General features: G+C 75.6%; 7 protein-coding genes. 2 read left to right on the top strand and 5 right to left on the bottom strand.

Translation table 11 applies throughout. The features are described from left to right. A partial coding sequence (locus KIK08_RS36385; protein WP_328516859.1) for a VOC family protein occupies positions 1-704 on the top strand: 704 nt, incomplete at its 5' end. A gap of 8 nt (positions 705-712) precedes the next feature. Here KIK08_RS36385 and KIK08_RS36390 read toward each other — a convergent pair. From KIK08_RS36390 to KIK08_RS36405, 5 genes are all read right to left on the bottom strand, one after another. Further along, complete coding sequence (locus KIK08_RS36390) at positions 713-2026, bottom strand: enolase C-terminal domain-like protein (RefSeq protein ID WP_308258118.1); 1314 nt, start codon at positions 2024-2026, stop codon at positions 713-715. Positions 2027-2052: 26 nt separating this feature from the next. Then, the gene (locus KIK08_RS41265) at positions 2053-2178 is read right to left on the bottom strand and encodes a hypothetical protein (protein ID WP_256446688.1); all 126 of its coding nucleotides are present in this window, start codon (positions 2176-2178) and stop codon (positions 2053-2055) included. Beyond that, complete coding sequence (kdgD, locus tag KIK08_RS36395) at positions 2175-3107, bottom strand: 5-dehydro-4-deoxyglucarate dehydratase (RefSeq protein ID WP_214407865.1); 933 nt, start codon at positions 3105-3107, stop codon at positions 2175-2177. The genes KIK08_RS41265 and kdgD overlap by 4 nt, the downstream gene beginning before the upstream one ends. Positions 3108-3268: 161 nt before the next feature. Continuing rightward, the gene (locus KIK08_RS36400; protein WP_214407866.1) at positions 3269-3940 is read right to left on the bottom strand and encodes a FadR/GntR family transcriptional regulator; all 672 of its coding nucleotides are present in this window, start codon (positions 3938-3940) and stop codon (positions 3269-3271) included. Continuing rightward, on the bottom strand, positions 3937-5139 hold the full coding sequence (locus tag KIK08_RS36405; RefSeq protein WP_308258119.1) for an L-talarate/galactarate dehydratase: 1203 nt from the start codon (positions 5137-5139) through the stop codon (positions 3937-3939). The genes KIK08_RS36400 and KIK08_RS36405 overlap by 4 nt, the downstream gene beginning before the upstream one ends. Before the next feature lie 138 nt (positions 5140-5277). On the opposite strand from KIK08_RS36405, the gene KIK08_RS36410 reads away from it, so the two are divergent. Then, positions 5278-6073 (top strand): serine/threonine-protein kinase (locus KIK08_RS36410; protein WP_214407868.1); only part of this gene is annotated, 796 nt, incomplete at its 3' end.

Raw genomic sequence — 6073 nt, forward strand, 5'->3', positions numbered from 1 at the left:
CCGCCCCCGACGGCACCTCGGTGTTCTTCTGCCGCACCGACTCCCCCGACGGCTGGCTCACCGACTTCCTCGCCGTCCCGCCCTCCGACCCCGCCGCCGGGGGCGCATTGGTCACCGGTATCGACCACGTGGCGCTGGCCCAGCCCTACGACCAGTTCGACGAGGCCGCGCTGTTCTACCGGGCCGTGCTGGGCATGGAGCCCGAGCCGACCGCCGAGATCGCGGCCCCGTTCGGCCTGGTGCGCGACCGGGTCGTCACCGCGGGCGGGGTGCGCCTCGTGCTGACCGCGAGCCTGCTGCGCCGCGGCGGCTGGGCGCCCGCCGTGCCCGACCCGCAGTACGTCGCGTTCGGCACGCCCGACGCGCTGGCCGCCGCCAGGGCCGCCCGCGCGGCCGGCGCGCCGCTGCTCGACATCGGCGACAACTACTACGACGACCTCGACGCCCGCCTCGCGCTCGACGCGGCCCTGCTCGCCGAGCTGCGCGCCCTGGGCGTCATGTACGACCGCACGCCCGGTGACGAGTACCTGCACTTCGCCACCGAACTGCTGGGCGGGCGGGTGTTCCTGCAGGTGGTGCAACGCTCCCCCGGCTACGCCGGGCACGCCGCCACCGACGCCCCCATCCGGATGGCCGCTCAGCGCCGCCGCCGGCTGGCCGTCCACGACGGCGCCCCCGTCGGGCTCCCGGCATCCCGGCCCTGACACCCGGGTCAGCGGACGAGGGCGGGGCGCTTGGGGTCGAAGGTCCAGCCGTCGACGAGGTAGCGCATCGCGGTGGCGTCGTCGCGGGCACCGAGGCCGTGGTCCAGGTGGAGCTTGTGCGCGCGGTCGAGGGCCGCCCGGTCGATGGTGACGCCGAGACCGGGTCCGGCCGGCACCCCCAGGTGGCCGTCGCGGATGCGGGGCGGATCGGCGAGCAGGTGCTCCCCGTCCTGCCACATCCAGTGCGTGTCCAGCGCGGTGATCGGCTCGGGGGCGGCGGCGCCGACGTGGGCCAGCATCGCCAGCGAGACGTCGAAGTGGTTGTTGGAGTGCGAGCCCCAGGTCAGGCCCCAGTCGGCGCAGAGCTGGGCGACCCGCACCGAGCCGGCCATCGTCCAGAAGTGCGGGTCGGCCAGCGGGATGTCGACCGCGTCGGCCTTCACCGCGTGGGCCAGCTCCCGCCAGCTGGTGGCGATCATGTTGGTGGCGGTGGGCAGGCCGGTGGCGCGGCGGAACTCGGCCATGGTCTCCCGCCCGGAGAACGACCCCTCGCGCCCGCACGGGTCCTCGGCGTAGGCGAGGACGTGGCGCAGCCTCCGGCCCAGCCGCACGGCCTCGGGCAGCGACCAGGCGCCGTTCGGGTCGAGGGTGATGCGGGCGTCGGGGAACCGGTCCTTCAGCGCGGTGACCGCGTCGGCCTCGGCGTCGCCGTCGAGCACGCCGCCCTTGAGCTTGAAGTCGCCGAAGCCGTAGCGGTCCGCGGCGGCCTCGGCGAGCCGGACGACCGCGGCGGGGTCGAGCGCGGGGTCGCGGCGGATCCGGGTCCAGGCGTCGCCGTCCGGCTCGCCCGCGGCGTAGGGCAGGTCGGTGCGGGTGCGGTCGCCGACGTAGAAGAGGTAGCCCAGGACGGGGACGTGGTCGCGGACCTGCCCGTCGCCGAGCAGTTCGGCCACCGGCACGCCGAGGTGCTGGCCGGCCAGGTCGAGCAGCGCCGACTCCAGCGCGGTGACGGCGTGCACGGTGGTGCGCAGGTCGAAGGTCTGCTCGCCGCGCCCGGCCGCGTCGTGGTGGCCGAAGCGCTCGACCACCCCGCGCAGCAGGGAGCGGTACCGCGCGACCGGCTGCCCGACCAGCCCCGCGCCGGCCTGCTCGACGACCGCGCGGATGGCCTCCCCGCCGGGCGTCTCCCCCAGTCCGGTGCGCCCGGCGCTGTCGGTGAGCAGCACGACGTTGCGGGTGAAGAACGGGCCGTGGGCGCCGCTGAGGTTGAGCAGCATGCTGTCGTGCCCGGCGACCGGCACGACCTCGACCGACTCGACCACCGGCCCCCCTGGTCGAACAGCCGCCGTCACGCGAGGCCCTCGATCCGACCGTCGATCCGACGGACCCGACCCCACGAGGCGCGCACCTCCCCCTCGGTGCCCACGACCGGTTCGCCCGCCACCAGCACGGCGCCGGCCAGCCGCCCGGTCATGCCCGCGCCACCGGGGTCGCGATGCGCTCGACGAGCGCAGTCAGCGCGGTCAGCTCCGCCGCGGTGAGGTCGGTGAGCGGGGGTCGCACCGGCCCGCCGCCCCGCCCGACCGCGGTCAGCCCCGCCTTGATGATCGACACCGCGTAGCCCTTGCGGCGGTCGCGGATCTCCAGGTAGGGCAGCACGAACTCGTTGAGCTTGCGGTAGACGGCCCCGCGGTCGCCGGCGCGCACGTCGGCGTAGAAGTCCAGGGCGAAGCGGGGGACGAAGTTGAAGATCGCCGACGAGTAGGTGGTCACGCCGAGCTGCAGGTAGGGCAGCGCGAACGTCTCGGCCGTGGGCAGCCCGCCGATGTAGGTGAACCGCTCGCCCATGCGCGCGTAGACCCGGGTCATCAGCTCGATGTCGCCCACGCCGTCCTTGAACCCGACGAGATTGGGGCAGCTGTCGGCCAGTTCGGCCAGCGCCGTGACACCGATGCGGGCGTTCGCCCGGTTGTAGAAGACCACGCCGAGCCCGGTGGCCGCGCACACCGCCTTGACGTACGCGACGATGCCCTCCTCGGAGGCCTCGGTGAGGTAGGGCGGGAACAGCAGCACCCCCGAGGCGCCCGCGGCCTCGGCCGCCCTGGCCTGCGCAACGGCCTCCACCGCGCCGCGCCCGGCCGGGGCGAGCACCGGCACCGCGCCGCCGATTTCGTCGACCGCGGCCCGCACGACCCGGTCGACCTCCGCCGGGGTCAGCGAGAAGAACTCGCCGGTCCCGCCGGCGGCGAACAGCCCGGCCACCTCGTGCCCGGCCAGCCAGTCCAGGTGGGCGCGGTAGGCGGGCTCGTCGAACCCCAGGTCGGCGCGGAAGTGCGTGACCGGGAACGACAGCAGCCCGGCGCCGAGCCGCCGGGCCAGGTCGGTGGGGGCGAGTTCGGGCACGGGGGCCTACCTCCGGGGTGCGCGGCTGGTTCGCGGCAGATGCCGGCGCCGCGGACGTGGTGGGTCCGCCGCCGACGGCGCCACTGTAGGTGCGTCCCCGATACCTGGATAAGTGGTTCCGGGCATCGGACGATGCCCGGCGCGAGCTCGCACCCGGCGACTCACCGCCCTCGCAGGCGACGGGCGGAGTTCGCCAGGTGCGTGCGCATCGCCGCACCCGCGGCCGGCGGGTCGGCGTCGGCGATCGCGGCGCGCACGGCGGCGTGCTCGGCGTGCACCAGGGCGATCCGCTCCGCGGACGCGACGAGCCGCTCGTGCGGGATGGCCAGCATGCCCCGGCCCAGCGAGCCCAGCAGCGCCGGGAAGTGCCGGTTGCCCGCGGCGTGGGCCACGGCGAGGTGGAACGCGTAGTCGGCGTCGACGACGCGCCCGGGGTCGGCGGCGGCCGCGGTGAGCTCGGCCAGCGCCGCGTCGATCGCGGCCAACTGCTCGGGCGTGCGGCGCCGCGCGGCCAGCCCGGCCGCCTCCACCTCGACGGCGGTGCGGAACTCCAGCAGCTCGCCCGCCTCGCGCGGGCCGCCGGCCCCGACCTCCACCAGGAACTCGCCGGAGTCCGGCGGGGCCAGCACGAAGCTGCCCCGGCCCTGGTGGGTGCGCACGATCCCGGCCGCCTGCAGCTGGGTGATGGCCTCGCGGACGACCGTGCGGCTGACGCCGTGCCGGGCGGCCAGCGCGCTCTCGGTGGGCAGCTTGGCGCCCGGGCGCACGACGCCCTCCCGCATCTCCGCGAGCAGCGCGGCGACCAGGGCGTCGGCGCGGCGGGGCCGGCTCACGGGGCGGTGTCGACGGCGGTGTCGACGGCGGTGTCGACGGCGGTGTCGACGACGACATCGGCCACCGTCCAGCCGGGCACCCGGTCGCTGAGCGTCAGGCCCACGCCGGGGCGGTCGGGCACGACCATGCGGCCGCCGGCGATCTCGATGCGCTCGTCGAACAACGGCTCCAGCCAGTCGAAGTGCTCCACCCACGGCTCGCCCGGGTAGGCCGCGGCGAGGTGCACGTGCAGCTCCATCGCGTAGTGCGGCGCCAGCGCGAGCCCGGCCTGGTCCGCCAGCACCATCAGGGTCAGGAACTGGGTGATCCCGCCGATCCGGGGTGCGTCGGGCTGGATGGTGTCGACCGCGCCGGCGCGGATCAGCTCGACGTGCTCGCGCACGCTGGTCAGCATCTCCCCGGACGCGATCGGGGTGTCCAGCGCGTCGGCGAGCCGGGCGTGCCCGGTGGCGTCGTAGGCGTCGAGCGGCTCCTCGATCCACACCAGGTCGAACTGCTCCAGCGCGCGGCCCGTGCGCAGCGCGGTGGCCCGGTCCCACTGCTGGTTGGCGTCGACCATCAGCGGGACGTCCGGCCCGATGTGCGCGCGGACCGCCGCCACGCGGGCCAGGTCGAAGCCCGGCTCGGGGTGCCCGACCTTGATCTTGAGCCCGCCGATGCCGCGCTCCAGCGAGGCGTCGGCGTTGTCCAGCACGCCCCCGATCGGGGTGTGCAGGAACCCGCCCGAGGTGTCGTAGCAGCGCACGGTGTCGCGGTGCGCGCCGAGCAGCTTGGCCAGCGAGAGCCCGGCCCGCTTGGCCTTGATGTCCCACAGCGCGTTGTCGATCGCGGCGACGGCCTGGGTCGACGCGCCGCTGCGGCCGACCGAGGCGCCGGCCCACACCATCGCCGTCCAGAGCCGGGCGATGTCGTTGGGGTCCTGCCCGACGACCACCGGAGCCACCTCGTGGGCGTGCGCGAACTGGGCGGGACCGCCGGCGCGCTTCGAGTAGCCGAAGCCGAGCCCGGTGAGCCCGTCGGTCGTGGACACCTCGGCGAACAGCATCGCCACCTCGGTCATCGGGCGCTGCCGGCCGGTGAGCACCTTGGCGTCGCTGACCGGGGTGGGCAGCGGCAGGCGCACGCTGCGCAGCCGGACCTCGCGGATGCGGTCACGCGTGCCCGGTGCCGCGTCGACCGTCCCGAGCGGGCTCTCCACCGCCACCCCCGCGCGAACCGTTGTCATATGAATCGACGAGTCATCGTATGACTTGCCCGACGGATCCACCACCCGTCCGTGGTGTGACGCAGTGTCACCCCGGGTACGCCCGAAGCGGTCGAGTCGATGGGAGTCGGGATGCACGAGGGAGCCGTGCTGGACGAGCGCTACGAGATGGGCGCGGAGCTCGGCCGTGGCAGCACCGCGACCGTGCACCGCGCGCTCGACCGGACCACCGGCCAGGACGTGGCGGTCAAGGTCTTCACGACCGCTCCCTCCCCCGCCGACGCCGGCCGCGACCGCCGCGAGGTCCGCATCCTCAGCGCGCTGCGCCACCCGGGCCTGGTCGCGTTCCTCGACGCCGGCACCGCCGACGGCGACCGCTACGTCGTCACCGACCTGGTCGACGGGCGCAGCCTCGCCGATGCGCTGAACGACGGCCGGATGGACGCCGCGGCCGTCGCCGCCCTGGGCGCCGAGCTCGCCGACGCGCTGGCCTACGTGCACGCGCAGGGCGTCGTGCACCGCGACGTCAAGCCGGCCAACATCCTGCTCGACCGCGACGGCCGGCCCCGGCTGGCCGACTTCGGCATCGCCCGCCTCGACGGCGCCACCAAGGTCACCCACACCGGCGTCGTCATCGGGACGGCCGCCTACATGGCCCCGGAGCAGGTGCGCGGCCACGACGTCACCGCGCCCGCCGACGTCTACTCGCTGGGGCTCGTCCTGCTGGAGGCGCTGACCGGGGAGCGCGAGTTCCCGGGCTCCGCCGTGGAGGCTGCCGTGGCGCGGCTGCACCGCCCGCCCCGGATCCCGGCCGCCGCGGGACCCCCGCTCGCCGGGGTGCTGCGCCGGATGACCGCGATCACCCCGAGCGCGCGGCCGGCCGCGGCCGAGGTGGCGCGGCTGCTGCGAGCGCTGCCCGAACCCGGCG

The sequence above is a fragment of the Pseudonocardia lacus genome (genome assembly GCF_018531445.1).
GTDB lineage: Bacteria > Actinomycetota > Actinomycetes > Mycobacteriales > Pseudonocardiaceae > Pseudonocardia > Pseudonocardia lacus.

What these genes read in the sequence shown, in the direction of transcription:
- KIK08_RS41265 (WP_256446688.1), bottom strand. Translation starts at nt 2,178, where the DNA reads ATGACCGGGCGGCTGGCCGGCGCCGTGCTGGTGGCGGGCGAACCGGTC.